This is a genomic window from Pseudomonas azadiae (assembly GCF_019145355.1).
GTDB lineage: Bacteria > Pseudomonadota > Gammaproteobacteria > Pseudomonadales > Pseudomonadaceae > Aquipseudomonas > Aquipseudomonas azadiae.
The window spans coordinates 362326-384111 of record NZ_JAHSTY010000001.1; the positions used below are offsets into that span (position 1 = coordinate 362326).

General features: G+C 61.7%; 19 protein-coding genes. 14 read left to right on the top strand and 5 right to left on the bottom strand.

Annotation, left to right across the window (positions count from 1 at the left end; translation table 11 throughout):
* Positions 1-25 precede the first annotated feature (25 nt).
* Both pta and KVG91_RS01670 read left to right on the top strand, forming a co-directional pair.
* Positions 26-2125 (top strand): phosphate acetyltransferase, encoded by a 2100-nt coding sequence (pta, locus tag KVG91_RS01665; protein ID WP_169377706.1) that lies wholly within the window; start codon positions 26-28, stop codon positions 2123-2125.
* Positions 2126-3025, top strand: a complete 900-nt coding sequence (locus KVG91_RS01670) for an acyltransferase (protein ID WP_169377705.1) — start codon at positions 2126-2128, stop codon at positions 3023-3025. It abuts the gene before it with no gap.
* Between the two features lie 174 nt (positions 3026-3199).
* Here KVG91_RS01670 and cysN read toward each other — a convergent pair whose 3' ends face one another.
* The 3 genes from cysN to KVG91_RS01685 all read right to left on the bottom strand — a co-directional run bounded on the left by cysN (position 3200) and on the right by KVG91_RS01685 (position 6944).
* Positions 3200-5098 (bottom strand): sulfate adenylyltransferase subunit CysN, encoded by a 1899-nt coding sequence (cysN, locus tag KVG91_RS01675; RefSeq protein WP_169377704.1) that lies wholly within the window; start codon positions 5096-5098, stop codon positions 3200-3202.
* Between the two features lie 9 nt (positions 5099-5107).
* Positions 5108-6025: a sulfate adenylyltransferase subunit CysD gene (gene cysD, locus KVG91_RS01680; RefSeq protein WP_169377703.1), complete on the bottom strand. Its 918-nt coding sequence runs from the start codon at positions 6023-6025 to the stop codon at positions 5108-5110.
* Positions 6026-6185: 160 nt separating this feature from the next.
* Positions 6186-6944: a Nif3-like dinuclear metal center hexameric protein gene (locus KVG91_RS01685; RefSeq protein ID WP_169377702.1), complete on the bottom strand. Its 759-nt coding sequence runs from the start codon at positions 6942-6944 to the stop codon at positions 6186-6188.
* Between the two features lie 101 nt (positions 6945-7045).
* Between KVG91_RS01685 and algW the strand changes: the two genes are divergently transcribed.
* Together algW and KVG91_RS01695 are read left to right on the top strand one after the other, a co-directional pair.
* Positions 7046-8200 carry a Do family serine endopeptidase AlgW gene (gene algW / locus KVG91_RS01690; RefSeq protein ID WP_169377701.1) on the top strand — a complete coding sequence of 385 codons (1155 nt, stop codon included), beginning with the start codon at positions 7046-7048 and terminating at the stop codon, positions 8198-8200.
* 112 nt (positions 8201-8312) lie between these two features.
* The gene (locus tag KVG91_RS01695; protein WP_169377700.1) at positions 8313-10409 is read left to right on the top strand and encodes a TonB-dependent siderophore receptor; all 2097 of its coding nucleotides are present in this window, start codon (positions 8313-8315) and stop codon (positions 10407-10409) included.
* Positions 10410-10471: 62 nt separating this feature from the next.
* Here the strand turns inward: KVG91_RS01695 and hemH are convergent, their stop codons facing one another.
* Positions 10472-11497 carry a ferrochelatase gene (gene hemH / locus KVG91_RS01700; protein ID WP_169377699.1) on the bottom strand — a complete coding sequence of 342 codons (1026 nt, stop codon included), beginning with the start codon at positions 11495-11497 and terminating at the stop codon, positions 10472-10474.
* A gap of 14 nt (positions 11498-11511) precedes the next feature.
* Positions 11512-12411, bottom strand: coding sequence for a TIGR01777 family oxidoreductase (locus KVG91_RS01705; protein WP_169377698.1), 900 nt, complete (start codon positions 12409-12411; stop codon positions 11512-11514).
* Positions 12412-12622: 211 nt separating this feature from the next.
* Between KVG91_RS01705 and KVG91_RS01710 the strand changes: the two genes are divergently transcribed.
* From KVG91_RS01710 to KVG91_RS01755, 10 genes are all read left to right on the top strand, one after another.
* Entirely contained in the window at positions 12623-13609 is a 987-nt protein-coding gene (locus tag KVG91_RS01710) for an NAD(P)/FAD-dependent oxidoreductase (RefSeq protein ID WP_169377697.1), read from the top strand.
* On the top strand, positions 13606-13821 hold the full coding sequence (locus KVG91_RS01715) for a TIGR02450 family Trp-rich protein (RefSeq protein WP_169377696.1): 216 nt from the start codon (positions 13606-13608) through the stop codon (positions 13819-13821). The genes KVG91_RS01710 and KVG91_RS01715 overlap by 4 nt, the downstream gene beginning before the upstream one ends.
* Before the next feature lie 114 nt (positions 13822-13935).
* The gene (locus KVG91_RS01720) at positions 13936-14895 is read left to right on the top strand and encodes a YbgA family protein (protein WP_169377695.1); all 960 of its coding nucleotides are present in this window, start codon (positions 13936-13938) and stop codon (positions 14893-14895) included.
* A 3-nt stretch (positions 14896-14898) separates the two neighbouring features.
* Complete coding sequence (locus tag KVG91_RS01725; protein WP_169377694.1) at positions 14899-15828, top strand: MerR family transcriptional regulator; 930 nt, start codon at positions 14899-14901, stop codon at positions 15826-15828.
* A complete protein-coding gene (gene phrB, locus KVG91_RS01730) occupies positions 15829-17274 on the top strand; it encodes a deoxyribodipyrimidine photo-lyase (RefSeq protein WP_169377693.1) in 1446 nt (481 codons plus the stop codon).
* On the top strand, positions 17267-17689 hold the full coding sequence (locus KVG91_RS01735) for a nuclear transport factor 2 family protein (protein ID WP_169377692.1): 423 nt from the start codon (positions 17267-17269) through the stop codon (positions 17687-17689). Before phrB ends, KVG91_RS01735 begins: the two co-directional genes overlap by 8 nt.
* On the top strand, positions 17686-18468 hold the full coding sequence (locus KVG91_RS01740) for an SDR family NAD(P)-dependent oxidoreductase (protein WP_169377691.1): 783 nt from the start codon (positions 17686-17688) through the stop codon (positions 18466-18468). The genes KVG91_RS01735 and KVG91_RS01740 overlap by 4 nt, the downstream gene beginning before the upstream one ends.
* Positions 18465-19712 carry an NAD(P)/FAD-dependent oxidoreductase gene (locus KVG91_RS01745; RefSeq protein ID WP_169377690.1) on the top strand — a complete coding sequence of 416 codons (1248 nt, stop codon included), beginning with the start codon at positions 18465-18467 and terminating at the stop codon, positions 19710-19712. The genes KVG91_RS01740 and KVG91_RS01745 overlap by 4 nt, the downstream gene beginning before the upstream one ends.
* Positions 19709-20518, top strand: a complete 810-nt coding sequence (locus tag KVG91_RS01750) for a DUF1365 domain-containing protein (RefSeq protein ID WP_169377689.1) — start codon at positions 19709-19711, stop codon at positions 20516-20518. The genes KVG91_RS01745 and KVG91_RS01750 overlap by 4 nt, the downstream gene beginning before the upstream one ends.
* Positions 20505-21776 (top strand): SAM-dependent methyltransferase, encoded by a 1272-nt coding sequence (locus KVG91_RS01755; RefSeq protein ID WP_169377688.1) that lies wholly within the window; start codon positions 20505-20507, stop codon positions 21774-21776. Before KVG91_RS01750 ends, KVG91_RS01755 begins: the two co-directional genes overlap by 14 nt.
* The last annotated feature ends 10 nt before the right edge of the window (positions 21777-21786 follow it).

Consider the following 21786-nt stretch of genomic DNA (forward strand, 5'->3'; position numbering starts at 1 on the left):
AGCCATGCAACCCCAGAGAATTCGCATGCAAACTTTTTTTATCGCGCCCACCGATTTTGGTGTGGGTCTGACCTCCATCAGCCTCGGGCTGGTGCGCACCCTTGAGCGAGCCGGCCTGAAGGTCGGTTTTTTCAAGCCGATTGCCCAGCCGCATCCGGGAGACACCGGCCCCGAGCGTTCGACCGAACTGATCGCGCGAACCCACGGCCTGAAGCCGCCACAGCCCCTGGGACTGGCACATGTCGAGCGGATGCTCGGCGACGGCCAGCTTGACGAGTTGCTTGAAGAAATCATCACGCTGTACCAGCAAGCGGCGGTGGGCAAGGACGTGCTGATCGTCGAAGGCATGGTGCCGACCCGCAGCGCCAGCTATGCAGCGCGGGTCAACCTGCACTTGGCCAAGAGCCTGGACGCGGAAGTGATCCTGGTCTCGGCCCCAGAGAACGAAGTGCTCACTGAACTCTCCGGCCGCGTGGAACTGCAGGCTCAACTGTTCGGCGGCCCGAAAGACCCGAAAGTGCTCGGCGTGATCCTCAACAAGGTGCGCACCGACGAAAGCATGGAAGCTTTTTCAGCGCGCCTCAAAGAGCATTCCCCATTGTTGCGCAGCGGTGATTTCCGCCTGCTCGGCTGCATTCCTTACCAGCCCGAGCTCAACGCCCCGCGTACCCGCGATGTCGCCGACCTGATGGGCGCGCAGGTCCTCAATGCCGGCGATTATGAAACACGGCGCATGACCAAGATCATCATCTGCGCACGCACCATGCGCAACACCGTGGAACTGCTCAAGCCCGGCGTGCTGGTGGTGACGCCCGGCGACCGCGACGACATCATCCTGGCCGTCAGCCTGGCCGCGATCAACGGCGTTCCCCTCGCCGGCCTGTTGTTGACCAGCGATACCCTGCCCGACCCGCGCATCATGGATCTGTGCCGTGGTGCATTCCAGGCCGGGTTGCCGGTGCTGTCGGTGAGCAGCGGTTCCTACGACACCGCGAACCAGCTCAATGGCCTGAACAAAGAAATTCCCATCGACGACCGCGAGCGCGCCGAGATCATCACCGATTTCGTCGCCAGCCACCTCGATGCGCGCTGGCTGCACCAGCGTTGCGGCACGCCACGGGAGATGCGCCTGTCGCCGGCCGTGTTCCGTTACCAGTTGATCCAGCGCGCCCAGGCTGCCAACAAGCGCATCGTGCTGCCCGAAGGCAGCGAGCCGCTGACCGTGCAGGCCGCCGCCATCTGCCAGGCCCGTGGCATTGCTCGCTGCGTGTTGCTGGCCAAGCCGGCGGATGTGGAAGCGGTTGCTCGCGCCCAAGGCATCGAACTGCCCGAAGGCCTGGAGATTCTCGACCCGGACCTGATTCGCCAGCGTTATGTCGAACCGATGGTCGCGTTGCGCAAGAGCAAGAGCCTCAACGCGCCGATGGCCGAGCAGCAACTGGAAGACACCGTGGTGATCGCCACGATGATGCTCGCCCTGGATGAAGTGGACGGCCTGGTCTCCGGCGTCGTTCATTCCACCGCCAATACCATCCGCCCCGCCCTGCAGTTGATCAAGACCGCGCCGGGCTGCACGCTGGTGTCGTCGGTGTTCTTCATGCTGTTCCCCGAACAGGTGCTGGTGTACGGCGACTGCGTAATGAACCCGCATCCGAGCGCTGCGGAACTGGCGGAAATCGCCCTGCAAAGCGCCGATTCCGCCGCCGCGTTCGGCATTACGCCGCGTGTGGCGATGATCAGCTATTCCAGCGGTGATTCGGCCAGCGGCGAGGAAGTGGAAAAAGTCCGCGAAGCCACCCTGCTCGCCCACGAACAGCAAAGTTCGCTGCTGATCGACGGCCCGCTGCAATACGACGCCGCCGCCAACGAAACCGTGGCCCGCCAACTGGCGCCCGACAGCCTGGTTGCCGGCAAGGCCACGGTGTTCGTGTTCCCGGACCTGAACACTGGCAACACCACCTACAAAGCCGTACAGCGCAGCGCCGATTGCGTCAGCCTCGGGCCGATGCTGCAGGGCCTGCGCAAACCGGTCAACGATCTGCCACGCGGTGCCCAGGTGGACGACATCGTGTACACCATCGCGCTCACTGCGATTCAAGCCGCCAACCGACCTATGGATATCTAAATGCTGGATTTTCTACCTGCCGCCGTGCGTGGTGTGATCGCGTCCTTGTTGCTGGCGCTGAACACGATCCTGCTGTGTTCGTTCCTGTTTGTCGTCGCGCTGTTCAAGGCGCTGCCGTTTGCCAAGCGCTTCAGCGAATGGCTGATGAACCATACCCACGAAGCCTGGGTGACCAACAACAAGGGCTGGATGAACCTGGTGCAACACACGCGCTGGCACCTCAAAGGCCTTGAAGGTCTGGACTATCAGCACTCGTACCTGGTGACCAGCAACCACCAGAGCTGGGTCGACATCATGGTGCTGCAATACGTGCTCAACCGCCGCATTCGCCCATTGAAGTTTTTTCTCAAGCAGGAACTGATCTGGGTGCCGGTGATTGGCCTGGCCTGGTGGGCGCTGGGCTTTCCGTTCATGAAACGCTACACCAAGGCGTACCTGGAGAAACACCCGGAGAAGAAAGGCAAGGACCTGGAAACCACGCGCAAGACCTGTGCGAAATTTCGTCACAATCCAGTAGGCATCTTTAACTTTGCCGAAGGCACACGGTTCACGCCGGGCAAACATGCGCAGCAGAACTCGCCGTTTCGTTATCTGCTCAAACCCAAGGCTGGCGGGATTGCGTTTGTGCTGGACGCCATGGGCGAACAGTTGAAGTCACTGGTGAACGTGACCATTCACTACCCTGCCGGGCGTCCCGGGTACTGGGATTTGCTGTGCGGGAAGGTGAAGGACGTGGTGGTTCAGTTTGAAGAAGTGCAGATCCCGGCCGAGTTCATTGGCAAGAATTATGAGCAGGACGGGGAATATCGGTTGGCGTTCCAGGGGTGGATCAACCGGTTGTGGGAAGAGAAGGATCAGTTGCTGGGAAAACTGCACACAGAATTCCCAGGCAAACACTGACCAACCTGTGGGAGCTGGCTTGCCTGCGATAGCGGTGGGTCAGTTACACCTATATCAACTGACAGTCCGCTATCGCAGGCAAGCCAGCTCCCACATTGATTGAGTCCGATCTTGAGGATGTAAAAAAGCCCGCCACCGATCTCTCGGTGGCGGGCTTTTTTTTGGTCGAGAGGTTTAGATCGCGCCGCGCTGACGCAACAACGCCAGCACTTGCTTGACGCTCTCTTCCAGCGACAGGGCCTGGGTGTCGATCACCAGATCGGCATTCAACGGCACGTCGTACGGGAAGGACTCGCCCGGAATGTTATCCCCACCGGCGGCGTACAGGCCTTGCGGATCACGCTCGGCACACACCAGCGGCGAGGCTTGCACGTAGACCGTCAGCAGGCGCTCGGCGCCGATCAGTGCCTTGGCCTGTTCACGGCCTTCGGCATCCGGCGCGACAAACGCGGCCAGGGTCAACAGGCCCGCTTCGTTGAACTGGCGCGCCACGTGAGCGGCACGGCGCCAGTTCTCGGTGCGGCCGGCACGGTCCTGAGGCAAGCCTTTGTTCAGGTCGTGACGCAAGTTCTGGCCATCGAGTACGAACACCGCACGGCCCATGTCGAACAGCTTGCGCTCAACCGCGTAGGCCAGGGTGCTCTTGCCGGCGCCCGACAAGCCGCTGAACAGCACGGTCGCTGGTTGCTGGCCGAAGCGCAGGGCACGTTCTTCGGTGGCCACGTGCGCCAACTTGCCATGCTGCGCCGAACTGCCGTGAGTGACCGGCGGTGCGATGATCATGCCAGCGGCCACGGTGCCGTTGGTCAAGCGGTCGATGACGATGAACGCGCCAGTGGTGCGGTTGCTGTCGTAACCGTCCAGGGCGATGGCGGCGTCCAGGCTGACCTTGACCCGGCCGATCTCGTTCAGCTGCAGCGAACTCGCCGGGCCTTCGGCCAGGGTATTCACATCCACACGGTGCACGATGCTGGTGATGGAACCCGGCACGTAGCTGGTGGCGCGCTTGATGTCGTATTTCTTGCCCGGCAGCATCGGCTCTTCGGCCATCCACACCAGCATGGCGTCGAAGGCGTCGGTCACTTGCGGCACGTTGTCGGCGTGCACCAGCAGGTCGCCACGGGAGATGTCGATTTCGTCTTCCATGGTCAGCGTCACCGCTTGACCAGGACCTGCATGTTCCAACTCGCCTTCGAAGGTGACGATGGATTTGACGCGGCTGCTCTTGCCCGACGGCAGCACCACGACTTCGTCGCCCTTGTGCACGATGCCGCTGGCCAGGGTGCCGGCGAAACCACGGAAGTTCAGGTTCGGACGGTTGACGTACTGCACCGGGAAACGCAGGTCGGTGTAGTTGCGGTCGCTGGCGATCTCGACGGTCTCGAGGATCTCCATCAGCGACTGCCCGGTGTACCACGGCGAGCGCTCGCTCTTGTTCACCACGTTGTCGCCCTTGAGCGCCGACATCGGCACGAAGGCCAGGGTGCTGGGCTTGAACGCGATACCGTCGGCGAACTTCAGGTAATCGGCCTTGATCGACTCGAACACGCTCTGGTCAAAGCCATTGATGTCCATCTTGTTGACGGCCACCACAATGTGCTTGATGCCCAGCAACGAGGCGATGAAGCTGTGGCGACGGGTCTGGGTCTGCACGCCGTAGCGGGCGTCGATCAGGATGATCGCCAGGTCACAGGTGGATGCACCGGTGGCCATGTTGCGGGTGTACTGCTCATGGCCGGGGGTGTCGGCGATGATGAATTTGCGCTTGGCGGTGGAGAAGTAGCGGTAGGCCACATCGATGGTGATGCCCTGCTCACGCTCGGCCTGCAGGCCGTCGACCAGCAGCGCCAGGTCGATGTCATCGCCGGTAGTGCCGGATTTTTTCGAATCGCGGGTGATGGCTTCCAGGTGATCTTCGTAGATCATCTTGGAGTCGTGCAGCAGGCGCCCGATCAGGGTGCTCTTGCCGTCGTCGACATTGCCGCAGGTCAGGAAGCGCAACATCTCTTTGCGTTCGTGCTGGGCCAGGTAGGCGAGGATGTCCTCGCTGATCAAATCAGATACGTGCGACATGACAACCCCTTAGAAATAACCCTGACGTTTTTTATCTTCCATGGAGCCGGCACCATCGTGGTCGATGACACGGCCCTGGCGCTCGGAAGTTCGCGTCAGGAGCATTTCCTGAATGATGTCGGTCAGGGTCTCGGCTTCGGACTCCACCGCGCCCGTCAACGGGTAGCAGCCAAGGGTACGGAAACGGACTTTCTTTTTGACGATGCGGGCTTTGTCTTCGTCGGACAAGTGCTCGAGGATGCGCTCGTCGTCGATCATGATCAGCGTGCCGTTCTTCTCGATCACGTCGCGCTCGGCGGCGAAGTACAGCGGCACGATCGGGATGCCTTCCAGGTAGATGTATTGCCAGATGTCGAGCTCGGTCCAGTTGGACAGCGGGAACACGCGGATCGACTCGCCCTTGTTGACGTTGCCGTTGTAGACGTTCCACAACTCGGGGCGCTGGTTTTTCGGGTCCCAGCGGTGCTTGCTGTCGCGGAACGAGTACACGCGCTCTTTGGCGCGGGATTTCTCTTCATCGCGACGGGCGCCGCCGAACGCCGCGTCGAAACCATGCTTGTCCAGGGCCTGCTTGAGGCCTTCGGTCTTCATGATGTCGGTGTGCTTGGCGCTGCCGTGGGTGAACGGGTTGATGTCCTGCGCCACGCCATCGGGGTTGATGTGGGTGATCAGGTCCAGGCCCAGCTCTTCGACCATTTTGTCGCGGAACGCGTACATCTCCTGGAATTTCCAGCGAGTGTCGACGTGCATCACCGGGAACGGCAGCTTGCCCGGGAAGAAGGCCTTGCGTGCCAGGTGCAGCATCACGGCGGAGTCTTTACCGATCGAGTAGAGCATCACCGGGTTGTCGAACTCGGCGGCGACCTCGCGGATGATGTGGATGCTTTCCGCCTCCAGCTGTTTGAGATGCGTCAGTTTGTCGACCATGGTTACTCACGGAAAAACGATCTTATGGACGGCCAGCGGGCCGTGTTCGAGCGGGGCATGCTAGCACAGCACCTTCTTCTAATCAGGGCGCCGGCTAGATCGAAACGGTATATGAATATGCCCCCAGGTTTGGGCTCCCACATTGGGTTCCAGGTGATAGTCAGATCGGGTTGGGGCAGTCGATAAACAGGTGTTCAAGCGCAAAGCGCCGCGCCAGGTAATCTCCCAGCGCCTGCACGCCATAGCGCTCGGTGGCGTGGTGACCGGCGGCGATGAAGCTGATGTTGTTTTCGCGGGCACTGTGGAAGGTCTGCTCCGAGGCTTCGCCACTGAGGTACAGGTCGACGCCAGCGGCTATCGCCTGGTCAATGTAGCCCTGGCCGCCGCCGGTGCACCAGCCGACGCGGCGGATCATCTCGCTGCCTTCGATCAGCAGCGGTTCGCGGCCCATGACGTCCTGCACGCGGCGGGCGAAGTCGCGGGGCGACAGGGGCTCGGCGAGGGAGCCGACCAAACCGACCACTTTGGGGTTGCTCGGGTCCAGCAGGCCTTCGACGGTGATGTCGAGCTGTCGCGCCAACTGCACGTTATTACCGACGTCGGGGTGCAGGTCCAGCGGCAGGTGGTAGGCCAGCAGGCTGATGTCATGCTTGAGCAGCGTCTTCAGGCGGCGCTGCTTCATGCCGATGACGCAGGGGCTTTCGCCTTTCCAGAAATAGCCGTGGTGCACCAGGATCAGATCGGCCTGGGCGTCGACGGCGGCGTCCAGCAAAGCTTGGCTTGCGGTCACGCCGCTGACGATACGCATCACCTGCGGACGCCCCTCGACCTGCAGGCCGTTGGGGCAATAATCGGCAATTTTTGCACTGCCGAGGTAGCGGTCTGCTTCCTCGACGAGGGTGGTAAGGGGGACGGCCATAAAAGTCTCCTAAATATCCCGTTCGCAGGCGTCGCAGCCTCGTATAATGCGCGACATTATGGGCGCTCTCCCGCCCCCTGCAACCTGTCAGGACTTACTTGATGCTCAAGGCGCTGCGTTTTTTTGGATGGCCATTGCTGGCTGGCGTGCTGATCGCGATGCTGATTATTCAGCGTTTCCCGGAGCTGGTGGGTCTACCCAGCCTTGATGTGAACCTGCAACAGGCGCCGCAGACCAGCGCGGTGGTGCAAGGCCCGGTGACGTATGCCGATGCGGTCACCATCGCCGCCCCGGCCGTGGTCAACCTGTACACCACCAAGGTCATCAACAAACCGGCCCATCCGCTGTTTGAAGACCCGCAGTTCCGGCGCTATTTCGGCGACAACGGGCCCAAGCAACGCCGCATGGAGTCCAGCCTGGGTTCCGGGGTGATCATGAGCCCCGAAGGCTACATTCTCACGAACAACCATGTAACCACCGGCGCCAACCAGATCGTGGTGGCCCTGCGTGACGGCCGCGAAACCCTGGCCCGCGTGGTGGGCAGTGACCCGGAAACCGACCTTGCCGTGTTGAAGATCGACTTGAAGAACCTGCCATCCATCACCCTCGGCCGCTCCGACGGTTTGCGCGTAGGTGACGTGGCACTGGCCATCGGCAACCCATTCGGGGTGGGCCAGACCGTGACCATGGGCATCATCAGCGCCACCGGGCGTAACCAGTTGGGCCTTAACAGCTACGAAGATTTCATCCAGACCGATGCCGCGATCAACCCGGGCAATTCCGGCGGCGCGCTGGTGGATGCCAATGGCAACCTGACGGGCATCAACACCGCGATTTTCTCTAAATCCGGCGGTTCACAGGGCATCGGCTTTGCGATCCCGGTAAAGCTGGCGATGGAAGTGATGAAGTCGATCATCGAACACGGCCAGGTGATTCGCGGCTGGCTGGGGATTGAAGTTCAGCCGCTGACCAAGGAACTGGCCGAGTCGTTCGGCTTGACCGGGCGCCCTGGCATCGTGGTCGCCGGGATCTTCCGTGACGGCCCGGCCCAGAAAGCCGGCCTGCAACTGGGGGATGTGATCCTCAGCATCAACGGCGAACCGGCAGGCGACGGGCGCAAGTCGATGAACCAGGTGGCGCGGATCAAACCGACCGACAAGGTGGCGATCCAGGTGATGCGCAACGGTAAAGAGATCAAGTTGCTGGCGGAAATCGGCCTGCGCCCACCGCCCGCGCCGGTCAAGGAAGAAGAATAAACACCCTCGCCCAGGTACCCGTTCGCGGGTACCTGTAAAAATATATTTCAAAGCAATCCATTCTCATTGGTCATGTTATATTGTTTCAATATCGACATTGGAACGCTCTATCATGCCGTCTCGAAAGTTTGCCCCCCTGGCTGGCCTGGCCTTGGGTTTGCTGCTCGACCCCGCCTTCGCTGAAGAAAACACCCTGGAACTCGACGCTATCAGTGTCACCACTGACGCCTATGAATCCGCCACCGGCCCGGTCACCGGCTACCGCGCGACCCGTTCCGCCAGCGCGACAAAAACCGACACGGCCATTCGCGATATCCCACAATCGATCAGCGTGATTCCGGCCACGGTGCTCAAAGACCTGGGCAGCACCAACGTGGAACGCGCCCTGGAATTCGCCGGCGGTGTGTCCAAGCAAAACAACTTCGGTGGCCTCACCCTCTACGAATACAGCGTGCGCGGTTTCACCACGTCAGAGTTCTACCAGGACGGCTTCAGCGCCAACCGTGGTTACCCGAGCACACCGGACGCGGCCAATATCGAACGCATCGAAGTGCTCAAGGGCCCCGCCGCCAGCCTCTATGGGCGTGGCGATCCTGGCGGCACCGTGAATATCGTCACCAAGAAACCCCAGCCCGAAGCCTTCACCACTGTGCAAACCAGCGCCGGCAGTTGGGACCGCTACCGCACCGCGGTGGACGTGAACACCCCGCTGGACAGCGAAGGCAAGGTGCTGTCGCGGGTCAACCTGGCGGTGGAAGACAACCACAGCTTTCGCGACCATGTGCAGAGCAAGCGCGTATTCGTCGCCCCTTCGTTCAGCTGGCAGTTGGATCCGGACACCAGCCTGCTGGTGGAAAGCGAATTCGTCCGCCACAGCTCCACCTTCGACCGTGGCATCGTCGACGCTCCGGGCATGTCGCGCTCCACCTTTCTCGGCGAGCCCAACGATGGCGATATCGACAACCATAACAACCGCCTCCAGGCCACGCTCGAGCACCACCTCAACGACGCCTGGAAACTGCGCCTGGCCAGCCACTATAAACAGGGCAGCCTGTGGGGCGACGCCTCGGAAAACCGTGCGCTGAACCCCGATGGCCAGACGATCAACCGCCGCTACCGCGAACGCTCGATGGGTTGGCACGACAGCATCACCCAGCTTGAACTGCGTGGGTTGTTCGACATCGGCAGTTGGCAGCATGAACTGCTGGTCGGCACCGAATACGAGGACTACCGCAAGAAAGAGCGCGTGACCACCGTACCCGGCAGCCTGTATGCCATTGATATTTACAACCCCTCCTACGGCCAAGCCAAACCCAATGGCATACCCGCAGGCACTGACTTCTTCGAACAGACCAAAAGCCATGCGCTGAACCTGCAAGACCAGATCGTGTTCACCGATCGCCTGCGCGGCATGATCGGTGCGCGTTTCGAGCATTTCGAGCAGAGTATCGACGACTTCACGCGCAACGCGCCTCCAAGCCGGCAAACCCACGATGCGTTCACCCAGCGCGCCGGCCTGCTCTATCAGCTCACGCCGCAAATCGGCGTGTTCGCCAACGCCTCCACCTCGTTCAAACCCAACAGCGGCCTGGGCGCCGACAACAAGTCGTTCAAGCCCGAAGAAGGCGTGGGTTACGAAGTGGGGATCAAGAGCGAGCTGTTCGACGACCGCCTGAGCGCCACCCTCGCCGCGTTCCATATCGAAAAGGAAAACGTGCTCACGCTGGACCCGGCCACCAACCTCAACCGCGCCGTGGGCAAGGCGCGCAGCCAGGGCGTCGACCTGCAACTGACCGGGCAAGTGACTGACGCCGTACGGGTGATTGGCGCATTTGCCTACATCGACGCCGAAGTCACCAAAGGCGAAAAAAGCATTCCAGCTGGCAGCCGGATTCTCGGCGTAGCCAAGCGCAGCGGCAGTCTATTGGGCGTGTATGAATTCCAGGATGGCGTGTTGCGCGGCTCGGACCTGGGCGCGGCATTCACCTATGTAGGCGATCGCTCGGGTGAGGCCGGCACGGGTTTCGAGCTGCCGGCGTACCACACCGTGGATCTGCTGGCCCACTACAAGGCCACGGAGAATGTGACCGTGGGCTTGAACCTCAACAACCTGTTTGATGAAAAGTACTACGAACGGTCCTATAGCAACTATTGGATCAACCCGGGTGAGCCGCGCAACCTCATGGTAAGCCTGACCCTCAACCTGTAGCGACATCAATAATGTGGGAGCTGGCTTGCCTGCTCCCACATTTGGTACAGCGTAAGGCTTGGTTACAGTGTAATCGGGGCTCTTTCACACAAGGTATTGAGCGCCGCCGCCCACTGCGGATCATCATTCAGGCACGGCACCAGCACCAGCTCCTCGCCCCCCGCCTCGCGGAACTGCTCCAGCCCGCGATCGCCGATCTCTTCCAGCGTCTCAATGCAATCGGCGACAAACGCCGGGCACATCACCAGCAGCTTTTTCACGCCTTGCCTGGCCAGGGCTTCCAGGCGGGCTTCCGTGTAAGGTTCGATCCACTTGGCGCGGCCCAGGCGCGATTGGAAGGCCACCGACCATTTGTCATCCGGCAAGCCCAAACGCTGGGCGAAATCGCGGGCGACGCTGAAGCATTGCGCGCGATAGCAGGTCTTCATCACCTGGGCAGATGCATTCTTGCAGCAGTCGGCATCCTTGAAGCAATGCTGGCCCGTCGGGTCGAGTTTGGTCAAATGACGCTCAGGCAGACCGTGGAAACTCAGCAGCAGGTGGTCGTAATCCTGCTCGATATAAGACCGAGCGCTCGCAGCCAAGGCATCGAGGTATTCCGGCTGGTCGTAGAACGGCTGCAGAATCGAGAACTGCACGTCCAGCTTCTTCTCACGCACCGCCCGCTTGGCCTCTTCAATCACCGTGGTCACGGTGCTGTCGGCAAACTGCGGATACAGCGGCGCCAGGGTGACGTTGCGGATGCCTTGGGCGGCAAGGCGCGTGAGTACAGTTTCAATCGACGGCTCGCCGTAGCGCATCGCCAATTCCACGGGGCCTTGGGTCCACTGCGTGGTCATTTGCTGCTGCAGGCGCCGACTGAGCACCACCAGCGGCGAGCCTTCGTCCCACCAGATCGAGGCATACGCGTGGGCCGACTGCTCGGGCCGCTTGATCAGGATCAGCGACACCAGCAAGCGGCGCACCGGCCACGGCAGGTCGATCACATAGGGGTCCATCAGGAACTGATTGAGGTAGCTGCGCACATCGGCCACCGAAGTGGACGCCGGTGAACCCAGGTTGACCAGTAACAACGCGTGATCCGTCATGCAACATCCTATCTTCAGAGGCGGCTGGACAAGTCGTCCAGAGCCGCACGCAATTCAGTGAACTGGAAAGTGAAACCGGCGGCCAGCAACCGCTCGGGTACCGCCTTCTGGCCGCCCAGCAACAGGCCGGACAATTCGCCCAGCCCCACCTTCAACGCAAAGGCCGGCATCGGCATGAACGCCGGGCGGTGCAGCACCTGGCCCAGTGTCTTGGCAAACTCGCGATTGCGCACCGGGTGTGGCGCGCAGGCATTATAAGGACCGCTGGCGTCAGGCTTGTGCAGAAGAAAATCAATCAGGGCGATTTGATCCTTGATATGCACCCATGGCATCCACTGCCGCCCCTTGCCGATAGGCCCGCCCAGCGCCAGTTTGAACGGCAACAACAGGCGCGACAAAAAGCCGCCCTCGGCGGCCAGCACCAGGCCGGTGCGCACCAACACCACGCGAATGCCCAGGGCTTCGGCGCGCTGGGCGGTTTCTTCCCAGGCGATGCACAACTGGCTGGGGAAATCGTCCTGCACCGGGCCGCTGGCTTCGTTCAGTTCGCGCTCGCCGCCATCGCCGTACCAACCCACCGCCGATCCGGAAATCAACACAGCAGGTTTTTGCGCATGGCTCTGAAGCCAGGAAAGCAGGGTTTCGGTGAGGCTGATGCGACTGCTCCACAGCAGCGCCTTGCGCTTATGGGTCCAGGGACGATCGGCAATCGGCGCGCCGGCCAGGTTGACGACCGCGTCCACCGCGCCGATCACCTCCTCCAGGCGAGCCACACCCAACACTTCGGCGCCGCACAGGGCGGCTACCTCTTCGGGGTGACGGCTCCATACGGTCAGGCGATGCCCTTGGGCAAGCCAGTGTTGGCAGAGTTGGCGACCGATCAAGCCGGTACCGCCGGTCAGCAAAATATGCATGGGACGCTCCTCATGTAACGTTCGCCGCCGATCACTGGTCTATTTTATAAGCAGGGATCAATGTGTAATCGGGCGTGGTTTCGGTGAAAGCCTCAGCTTTAACCATAGGCCACGCCAAACAATCAGGTACGCCAAAACTTATACCAAAAAACAATATTGTACAGCTATTGGTGTCGGCGTAGCCTGTATGCAACGGTAAACGAGGCTCACCATGACTCTACCCATCGCGATTATCGGTGCCGGCATCGCCGGACTCTCCGCCGCCCGAGCGCTGAAAGATGCCGGGCACCTTGTACAACTCTTCGATAAAAGCCGCGGCAGCGGCGGTCGTATGTCCAGCAAACGCAGCGATGCCGGCGCGCTGGACATGGGCGCCCAATACTTCACCACCCGCGACCGGCGCTTCGTCAACGAAGTGCAGCGCTGGCAGGCGCTGGGGGTTGCCGAGCAATGGCAACCGCAGCTTTACCAGTTCAAATCCGGGCAGCTCACGCCGTCCCCCGATGAGCAGATCCGCTGGGTCGGCACACCGCGCATGAGCGCAATCACCCGCGCCTTGCTCGATGATCTGCCGGTGCAGTTCGGCTGCCGCGTCACCGAGGTTTTCCAAGGCAAACAGCATTGGAGTTTGCTGGATGCCGACGGCGGCAGTCACGGCCCGTTCAGCCAGGTCATCATTGCCACCCCGGCGCCACAGGCCACCGCCCTGCTGGCTGCGGCGCCCAAGCTGGCGAGCGTGGCAGCCGCGGTGAAGATGGAACCGACCTGGGCCGTCGCCCTGGCCTTTGAACAGCCGCTGGACACGCCGATGGAAGGTTGCTTCGTACAGGACAGCCCCCTCGATTGGCTCGCGCGAAACCGCAGCAAACCCGGGCGCGACAGCAGTCTCGACACCTGGGTGCTGCATGCGACCAGCGCCTGGAGCAAGGCGCACCTGGACCTGCCCCGCGAAGGCGTGATTGAGTACCTGCACGGCGCATTTGCCGAACTGCTGCACAGCGCCATGCCCGCGCCGTCCTTCAGCCTGGCACACCGCTGGCTCTATGCGCGTCCGGCCGGTGCCCACGAGTTCGGCGTGCTTGCCGACGCCGACCTGGGGCTGTACGTCTGTGGCGACTGGTGCCTGTCGGGCCGGGTCGAGGGGGCATGGCTCAGTGGCCAGGAAGCCGCACGGCGTCTGATCGAGCACCTGCAATGAACCGCATCAATCCCGCCAAATTGCTGCTGTCAAAATGGACAGCAGCACGCCCACGGAACAAGGAAAAACACTTCATGGTCACAGAATTGTTTCGTGACGAAGAAGGCACCGTGCTGGAGGTCGAGCTGCAAGCCCTCATGACCCATCGCGCTGAACGCCTCGCCTGGCAGGTTCTACAAGACGCCGACGCCTGGAAAATCGGCTGGAAATAAACCTGCCTCGAAAATACCTATACAAAAAAATTGACTTGTACAGCATCGAATCTATGATGAGATTAGTTGTACAAGATTCGTACCTTGTACAGGAATCTTGTCGAGGGATTGTTTATGTCCGGCACCACCAAACCGAAGATCGCCATCAGCGCCTGCCTGCTGGGTGAGAACGTGCGCTTCAACGGCGGTCATAAACAATCCTTGCTGTGCAGCCAGACCCTCGTCGACTATTTCGACTTCGTGCCCTTGTGCCCTGAAGTCGCCATTGGCCTGGGCATCCCGCGCGAACCGATCCGCCTGGTCGGTGACCCCGCCCAGCCGCAGGCCGTGGGCACGGTCAATCGCGAGCTGAACGTGACCCGGCCGCTGGACGATTATGGCCGGCAGATGGCCTCGGAACACACCGACCTGTGCGGCTACATCTTTATGCAGAAATCGCCCTCCTGTGGCCTGGAGCGGGTCAAGGTGTACCGCGAGAACGGCACCCCGGTGGACGGCGGCGGGCGCGGCATTTATGCCCAGGCGTTTTGCGCACGTCACCCCAACCTGCCGGTGGAAGAAGACGGCCGGCTGAACGACCCGGTGCTGCGGGAAAACTTCCTGACCCGCGTCTTCGTGTATGCCAGCTGGCAGCAATTGCTCGCGCAAGGCATGACCCGCCACCGCCTGCTGGCCTTTCATTCGCGCTACAAATATTTGTTGATGGCTCACAGCCCGGCGCACTACAAAAGCCTCGGCCACCTGCTCGGCAGCATGGCCAAGGACGCCGACCTGGACGAATTGGCCAGTTGCTATTTCAGCGACCTGATGACCGGCCTGACCAAGTGCGCCACCCGTGGCACCCACACCAATGTGCTGCAGCACATCAGCGGCTACCTCAAGCAGGCCATCAGCGCCGATGACAAGCAGGAAATGCAAACCGTCATCGACCAATATCGCCACGGTATCGTGCCGCTGGTGGTGCCGCTGACCCTGCTCAAACATCACTTTCGCCAGCACCCGGACCGCTATATCGCGCAGCAGGCCTACCTACAGCCGCACCCGGAAAACCTCAGCCTACGTAATGCGATCTAGACGATGAAAGCAGCCTTGCAAGACGAACCCGGCGAAGACATTGCCCAAGCCCTCAAGGACGGCTGGTTGCCGATCCGCGAAGTGGCGCGCCAGACCGGCGTCAACGCCGTCACCCTGCGCGCCTGGGAACGCCGCTACGGCCTGATCGTGCCCCAGCGCACGCCCAAGGGGCATCGGCTGTTCAGCGCCGAGCATGTGCAACGTATCCATACCATCCTCACCTGGCTCAATCGCGGCGTGCCGGTCAGCCAGGTAAAAGGCTTGATCGACTCTGCCCAGGCCCTGCCGGATGCCGTGGAAAATGAATGGCACGGCTTGCGCCAGAACCTGGTGCACGCCATCAGCGAGCTGACGGAACGCCGAGTCGACGACGTCTTCAACCAGGCGATGGCGCTCTATCCGCCGCGCACCTTGTGCGAGCAGCTGTTGTTACCGCTGTTGCAGGAACTGGAGCAACGCTGGCAAGGCCAGTTCGGCGCGCAGATGGAACGGGTATTTTTCCTGTCCTGGCTGCGCAGCAAGTTCGGTGCACGCATCTACCACAACAATCGCCAGTTGCAAGGCCCGCCCCTGTTGCTGGTCAATCAATCCGACCTGCCGCTGGAACCGCATCTGTGGCTCAGCGCCTGGCTGGCCAGCAGTGCCGACTGCCCGGTGGAAGTGTTCGATTGGCCGCTGCCCGCGGGTGAGCTGGCCCTGGCGGTGGAGCACCTGCAACCGCGCGCGGTGCTGCTGTATTCAAGCAAGCCGCTGCAGTTGCCGGCATTCGCAAAGCTGCTGGGCGGTATCGATTGCCCAAAAGTGGTGGTCGGACCGACGGTCTGCATCCACCAGGCCGAGCTGGCGGCATTAACCCATGACATCCCTGAACTGTTCGTCGCCGAGGAGCTGTTGTCGGCTCACCAGCGACTGATCCAGCGTGGACTTCTTTAAATGCATCTAATCTGGCTGCGCACCGACCTGCGCCTGCGTGACAACACCGCCCTGTCCGCCGCGAGCCAACGCGGCCCGATCGCGGCGGTGTACCTGATCACGCCCGAGCAGTGGCTGGCCCACGATGATGCGCCGTGCAAAGTGGACTTCTGGCTGCGCAACCTGCAAGCGCTGAGCAAGACGCTGGGCGAACTGAACATTCCACTGCTGATACGCACCGCAGCCACCTGGGACCAGGCACCTGGCGTACTGAGCCAGCTGTGCCGCGAACTGTCGGTGGCGTCGGTGCACGTCAACGAGGAATACGGCATCCATGAAAGCCGTCGCGATGCGGCCGTGGCCAAGCTATTGGAAGGGCAAGGCGTTACTTTCCACAGCTACCTGGACCAACTGTTCTTCCAACCCGGCAGCGTGCTGACCCGTACCGGCACCTATTTCCAGGTGTTCAGCCAGTTCCGCAAGGTCTGCTATAACCGCCTGCACTGCGCCCTCCCGCGAATGGTCGCGCCGCCAAAGGCCCAGGCGCCGACCCCGCTCAAGAGCGATGCGATCCCGCCGACAGTCGCAGGTTTCGCGTCGCCCAGCGAGGCTCTGCGCGCCCTCTGGCCCGCCGGTGAAGACGTAGCCCGGCGCCGCCTCGATGCCTTCGCCGATCAACAGATCAGCTATTACAAGGACGAGCGCGACTTTCCCGCCAAACCCGGCACCAGCCAACTGTCCGCCTACCTCGCGGCGGGCGTGGTCTCGCCGCGCCAATGCCTGCACGCCGCGCTGCAAACCAACGGCGGCGAGTTCGAAAGCGGCGACAAGGGAGCGATCACCTGGGTCAACGAACTGCTGTGGCGCGAGTTCTACAAGCACATTCTGGTGGGTTACCCGCGGGTATCGCGCCACCGCGCGTTCCGCCCCGAAACCGAGGCCGTGGCCTGGCGCAACGCGCCAGAGGAGCTGGCTGCCTGGCAGCAGGCGCGCACCGGCCTGCCGATCATCGACGCCGCCATGCGTCAGTTGCTTGAAACCGGCTGGATGCACAACCGCCTGCGCATGGTCGTGGCGATGTTCCTGACCAAAAACCTGCTGATCGATTGGCGCGAAGGCGAGCGCTTCTTTATGCGTCACTTGATCGACGGCGACCTGGCCGCCAACAACGGTGGCTGGCAATGGAGCTCGTCCACCGGCACTGACTCGGCGCCGTATTTCCGGATCTTCAGCCCGTTGAGCCAGTCGGAGAAGTTCGACAGCGAAGGCCTCTTCATCAAACGCTGGCTGCCGGAGCTGGCCGCGCTGAATAAAAAAGAGGTGCACAACCCTGAAGCCGCTGGTGGCCTGTTTGGCGTGGCCGATTACCCGCGCTCGATCGTGGACCTTAAAAAATCCCGTGAACGCGCGTTGGCCGCTTTCCGCAGCCTGCCTTCACGACAGGCCGCAGGGGGCGACCATGAGTGACTTCCTGCGCCGTTTTGCCCAAGCCTTTGCGACGCTGGACAAGCACAACCTGCACCTGCTCGACAGCCTGTACAGCAAGGACATCGCCTTTACCGACCCATTGCACGAGGTGCATGGCCTGCCCGCGCTGCATCGTTATTTCGGCGAGCTGTATGGCAACGTCAGTCAGCTGCGCTTCGACTTCCACGGTTTCGACCAGGTGGCCGCAGGCGAAGGCTATCTGCGCTGGAAAATGAGCTTTTGCCACCCACGCCTGGCCAACGGCAAGGTGATACGGGTGGAGGGTTGCTCGCACCTGATGTGGCGAGACAAGGTTTACCGCCATCGAGACTACTTCGATGCCGGCGCCCTGTTGTACGAACACTTGCCCGTGGTGGGCAGGGTCGTTGGCTGGCTGAAAAGGAGAATCGGATGAGCCTTACACCGCCCCGCCGTTATTGGTTGACCGGCGCCAGCAGTGGCATCGGTGCCGCGCTGGCCGTGCAGTTGCTCAACAGCGGCGCTCACGTCGCGCTCAGCTCGCGCACCAAAGGGCCCTTGGAAGCGCTCGCGCAACGTTACCCCGGCCAAGTGCTGGTGGTGGCCGGCGACTTGACCAACAGCCAGACCGTGCGCGAAATCGGTGAACACATCGGTGTGGTCTGGGGCTCGCTGGACACCGTGATCCTCAATGCCGGCACCTGTGAGTACGTTGACGCCAGGCAGTTTGACTCCTCCATCATCGAGCACGTGGTGCGCACCAACCTGTTGGCGAGCAGCTATTGCATCGAAGCCGCCCTGCCGCTATTGCGCGCCGGGCACAGGCCGCACCTGGTCGGCGTCGCCAGCGCCGTGACCTACCTGCCGATGCCACGCGCCGAAGCCTACGGCGCGTCCAAGGCCGGTTTGCGCTACCTGTTCGAATCCCTGCGCATCAGCCTGTCGCCGGAAAATATCGACGTCACGGTGATCAGCCCGGGGTTTGTCGACACGCCGTTGACCGAACGCAATGACTTTCCCATGCCGCTCAGTTGGTCGGCAGACAAAGCCGCCAAGCATATCTTCGCCAAGCTGGAAAAACGCCCGCTGGAAATCGCCTTCCCTGCGTTGTTTATCGCCACTCTCTGGCCGCTGTCGAAACTGCCGAACCGCGCACAGCTCATTATCGGCAAACGCATGCTGCGCAGCCCACCGCCGAAAAAGGACGACCTGTGAAGATCGCCATCATCGGCAGCGGCATCGCGGGGCTGACCAGCGCTTACCTGCTCAGCCGCCGGCATGAGATCACGCTGTTCGAAGCCGGTGACCGCATCGGCGGGCATACCCACACGGTCAACGTGACCGTCGAGGGTAAACGCTACGCGGTCGACACGGGCTTCATCGTGTTCAACGATTGGACCTACCCCCATTTCATCCGCCTGCTGGGGCAGATCGGTGTGACGTTCAAGCCCACCGAAATGAGTTTCTCGGTGTGTGACGAAAACACCGGGTTCGAGTACAACGGCAACAACCTCAACAGCCTGTTTGCCCAGCGCAGCAATATCGGGTCGCCGGGGTTCTGGGGCATGTTGCGCGACATCCTGCGCTTCAATCGTCAGGCACCGCTGGACCTGCAGGAACAGCGCATCAGCGCCGAGATGACCCTGGGCGACTACCTCAATGCGGGCGGTTATGGTGAGCGGTTCATCCGGCACTACATCGTGCCGATGGGCGCGGCAATCTGGTCGATGTCCCTGGCCGATATGCTCGGTTTCCCCTTGCAGTTCTTTGTGCGTTTTTTCAAGAACCACGGTTTGCTGTCGGTGAGCAATCGCCCGCAATGGTGCGTGATCGAGGGCGGCTCCAGCCGCTACATCGAACCACTGACCCGCAGCTTCAGTGAACGGATCCGCCTCAACTGCCCGGTGCATAAAGTCGAGCGTACCGACGACGGCGTGGTCATCCACAGCACCGCGGGCAGTGAGCGGTTTGATCGGGTGGTCTTCGCCTGCCACAGCGACCAGGCCCTGGCGTTGCTGGCCGATCCGAGCCAAGCCGAACAGGCCGTTCTTGGCGCCCTTCCCTATGCCGACAACGACGTGGTGCTGCACACCGACACCCGCCTGCTGCCCGACCGCAAACTGGCCTGGGCCAGCTGGAACTATCGCCTGAACGGCAATGGGCAGGCGCAGGCGGCGGTAACCTACGACATGAACATCCTGCAAGGCATCGACAGCGCCACTACCTTTTGCGTGAGCCTCAACCAGACGTCGATCATCAACCCGCTCAAGGTCCTGGCGCGCTATACCTACGCCCACCCGCAATACAGCCTGGCGGCGGTGGCGGCGCAAGCGCGCTGGGAAGAAGCGTCCGGCGTACGCAATACCTTTTATTGCGGCGCCTACTGGGCCAACGGTTTCCACGAAGATGGCGTGGTCAGCGCATTGCGCGTGGCCCAGGCTTTTGGGGAAACCCTGTGAACAGTGCCCTTTACAGCGGCTGGATTGCCCATCGGCGGTTTACGCCCAAGGGCCATGCCTTTCGCTACCGCATCGGTCTGCTGTACCTGGATTTGAGCGAAGAGCATCAAGTGCTCGGGCTTTCCCCGCTGGCCGGGCGCAGCCGCCTGGCGCCCTTCGGTTTTCGCCAGCAGGACTACCTGCGTGAATTGACGCGCACCGGCATGAGTTTGAGCGATGCCGTGCGCCAGGAAGTCGGCAAGGCACTGGGGCGTACGCCCCGGGGCGTTATCTGCCTACTGACCCAGGCCCGCAGTTGGGGCCTGGCTTTTAACCCCGTGAGTTTCTTCTACTGCTTTGAGGCCGACGGACGTTTGGCCGCGATCCTGTGTGAAGTGACGAACACCCCATGGCGCGAGCGCTATCACTACGTGCTGCCCGCCCAGGCGCTGGGCGCGGATGAGCACCAGCATTTCGCCGTAGCCAAGGCCTTCCATGTGTCGCCGTTTTTGCCGCGCGACCTGGAATATCGCATGAGCTTCAGCCCTCCCGCCGCCAGGCTCGGCGTGCACATGGCTGACTGGCAGGGCGCACAGAAAGTCTTTGACGCCACCTTGAGCCTGCAAAAGCAAACGCTCGACCGCGCGAGCCTGCACCGCTACCTCTGGCGGTTTCCCTGGATGACCGCCAAGACCTGCCTGGCGATCTACTGGCAGGCCATGCGCCTGTTGCTCAAACGCACACCGATTTTTTCCCATCAGGCCGCCGATGGCGCCTCTCGTACCGCAGTCGGGTATACCAAGGATCGCCGCCATGAAATCCACTAGCTTATCGGTCAAGACCCGCCGCCTGAACGTCAACGGCATGACCGCCGCGCTGTTACGCAAGGGCGTATTGCGTCAACTCAGCCAACTGCGCCACGGCCAGTTGGTGGTTGTCGAGGATGGCGAGCGGCAAGTCTTCGGCGCACGCGAAGCACATCTGCTGGGGGAGATCCAGATCCTCGATTCGGCCGTGTGGGGCCTGGTGGCGGCCAACGGTTCCATCGGCGCCGGCGAAGCCTTCATCCACGGTTACTGGAGCAGCCCGGACCTGACGGCGGTGGTGCGCGTCATGGTCAGCAACCTGGACGTACTCGACGCAATGGAAGGCGGCCTCGCACGCCTGACACGCCCGTTCACCCAAGGCCTGCACTGGCTCAATCGCAATACACGCAAGGGCTCGCAGGAAAACATCGCCGCCCACTACGACCTGGGCAACGACCTGTTTGAAGCGTTCCTCGACCCGACCATGATGTATTCGGCGGGGCAATTCCTGACGCCCGACGACACCCTGGAACAGGCGCAACTGAACAAACTGGAGCGCATCTGCCAGAAGCTCGCCCTCAAGCCCAGCGACCACCTGCTGGAAATCGGCACCGGCTGGGGCAGCATGGCGCTGTACGCGGCGCAGCATTACGGCTGCAAGGTCACCACCACGACGCTGTCCAGGGAACAGTTCGCCTACACTGAAAAGCGCATCGAGGCGCTGGGGCTGCAAGATCAGGTCACGCTGCTGTTGCAGGACTACCGCGACCTTACCGGCCACTATGACAAGTTGGTGTCCATTGAGATGATCGAGGCGGTGGGCCATCGTTTCCTGCCGACCTACTTCAAACAATGCGCGCACTTGCTCAAGAACGACGGCCTGATGCTGCTGCAAGCCATCACCATCCGCGAGCAACGTTTCGAACAGGCCAAGCGCAGCGTGGACTTCATCCAACGCTACATCTTCCCCGGCGGCGCCCTGCCCAGCGTGCAGAACATGCTGCACATTGTCAGCCGCGATACCGACATGAACCTGCTGCACATGGAGGATTTCGGCCTGCACTATGCGAAAACCCTGCGCCTGTGGAACGAGAATTTTCACCGCGCCCATGGCCACCTTACGGAATTGGGCTACGACGAATACTTCCTGCGGCTGTGGGAGTTTTACCTGTGCTACTGCGAAGGCGGCTTCATGGAACGCAGCATTGGCACCGCGCAGTTGCTGCTGGCCAAGCCTTCGGCCATTAACCCGCCGCTGCTCGGGCGTTTCAGTGCTTAAGACTGGCCGA